The organism is Candidatus Zixiibacteriota bacterium (assembly GCA_040753495.1).
Classification (GTDB): domain Bacteria; phylum Zixibacteria; class MSB-5A5; order GN15; family PGXB01; genus DYGG01.
The window spans coordinates 1-2,204 of the sequence record JBFMEF010000008.1 but is presented as its reverse complement, the minus strand read 5'-3'; the positions used below and the strand labels follow the sequence as shown (position 1 = coordinate 2,204).

At 49.2% G+C, this 2,204-nt stretch carries 2 protein-coding genes; one reads left to right on the top strand and one right to left on the bottom strand.

All coding sequences use genetic code 11. The features are described 5' to 3' along the window. Nucleotides 1–396: 396 nt before the first annotated feature. Entirely contained in the window at nt 397–966 is a 570-nt protein-coding gene (locus AB1690_00520; GenBank protein ID MEW6013786.1) for a transposase, read from the top strand. A gap of 378 nt (nt 967–1,344) precedes the next feature. Here AB1690_00520 and AB1690_00515 read toward each other — a convergent pair. Then, on the bottom strand, nt 1,345–2,204 hold an 860-nt coding region (locus AB1690_00515), incomplete at its 5' end, for a hypothetical protein (protein ID MEW6013785.1).

Here is a 2,204-nt window from a genome sequence, read left to right as displayed (position 1 = left end):
CGTCTATTAAGGGAAATAAATATAGATTCGAAGTCTGCTGTAGGGATTACGCTTTTTGGATTAAGGCTATGCATATCCGGTCTTCGCGTTATTCCTTCATAAATAACCTGAATTCTATTTTGTCCTTATTTGACGTGTCTGGGAAGCAAAATTTGGTCGCTGAATCACAATGGTTTTCTGCAGACCCCCGATTCTCCAGAGAGTGTTTCCACCATGCCGCTGATGCACTGGCAGATCCCGGTTTTCAATCCTATATCGAGGATATTCTGGACGAAGATAGACTATGTGGCGAATGGGAACATCGCGCACGCGGAAGCAAACGATGACGACTGCGACAACAAATGAACATAACTTCCCTGCCAGGTATCACCTTTTAAAATCTGCGGGCTACATCTCATGCGCCGCAAACCACTTCGCCTGAAAGAATTTGACTACTCCACTGCGGGACTATATTTCATCACCATTTGCGCCTATGACCGACAATGTCTTCTGGGTTCAATCCTCAATGATTCGGTGGAATTGAGCGCGGTCGGAGAAATGGTCAAGAAATGGTGGTATAAGCTGCCCGTAAAATTCGCCGGTATCAAAATTGATGAATCTATCATAATGCCTAACCATCTCCATGGCATAGTCAATATCATAGGGGGCAACCCATGCCTCGCTTCAAAATCCCCGTCAAACATCGTAGGGGGCGACCCATGTGTCGCCCCAAAATCCTTTCCACCAGGAAAGGATTTGAACCCCTCCCTTCCCAGATTAATCCAATGGTTCAAAACCATGAGCACTAATGAGTATCTTCGTTATATCAAGACAGCGAAATTGCCTTCAGCCCAAAGCAAACTTTGGCATCGAAACTACTATGAACACGTGATTCGCAACGAACAGGAACTGTACGAAATCCGCAAATATATCATCGAAAATCCGCTGAAATGGTCGTTGGACCCGGAAAATCCTCTAATCAAATGATTTGAAATCATCTCACATTGAGATGATTTCAAAGGCGAACACGTGGGTTCGCCCCTACCAGAATCCCTCCGCGTCAGCCACCTGCTTCTTTAAGGATTGACCCTTGTGTCGCCCCAAACTCACACCCCAATGCCAAAATCTTCTAACCGCCGAACACACGCCCGCCCTGCCGCCTGCTTTCTCACACATCCCCCCCCGACAAAATCACCAATAAATCAATGCTGCCTCTTTGGGGCATATATATGAGCGGCAGGAATGTCTCCAGGCTATTCCATCTGCCCCGGAACAAAACCCGCAAATCTCCAATCCAAAACGAATACGAACCTATTACCGATTGTCATTCAACCACTTAACTCTCCGAACCCGACTCTTTCCTGCTCACTCCACCCGCAACACCAGATTCCCCCCATCCTCATAAATCGTCTTATAAACTTGACGGTAGGCTTCGGCATCCACACTGTCCGGCGTGAGCGAAACTTTGTGAATAACAATATACCCCACCCCGTTCTCTATCAGCTGCGCTTTCTGGGTTGCCAGGTTCGTCATCTCCAGACAGTCAATCAGGGTCGAATCAACCTTGCGCGAAACATACCCCTGCACCAGCGGCAACCGATGGCTGGTCTGATACATCATATACCGCGCCACATTGGCGTACCCCGACGGCAAATCGAGCACCGCCGCTTTGGGACTCTCTTTCTTTATCACTTCATAACAGACCGGCGTCTCCGGCGATGCCGCCGCCTGATTGAAGGAATAGTAATCAAGCAGCAGGAGAAGGGCCACCCCGGCAAAGAGCAACTTTCCGTACTTTTTCAGATGCAGATGATTATAGGTCGTGCTCATCGCCAGCGCCACCATCACCGCAAAGAAAAGATAGAGATAGATAATATGCCGCGACGGCGCCCGCATATTCGAAAGAAACGGCACCTGCGACAGGAAATAATACGGCAGCATTATCGCCTGACGGTTCCCCAGGATGGTCATTCGCACCCCCATCGCCAGAATAAGAAACGGGAGAACGGCAATCAGATATTTTATAGAAACAGCAAAGATTTTCTTGAAATTGACGGCAACGATGACAACCGCCACCACGCCCAAATAGACTGTGCTTTCCCAGGGATTGCCATGAAACTGCCCATTCAGCCATTGTATCGGGGCGCTGCCGCCGAGAAGATGATGCTCCGGCGGAGCCACAAGCGCCGCCAGGTCGGCAATGAAACCGTCATGCCCGCCGCCTG

Excerpts from the sequence above, each read along its gene's own strand:
- AB1690_00520 (MEW6013786.1), top strand. The coding sequence starts at position 397 with ATGCGCCGCAAACCACTTCGCCTGAAAGAATTTGACTACTCCACTGCG.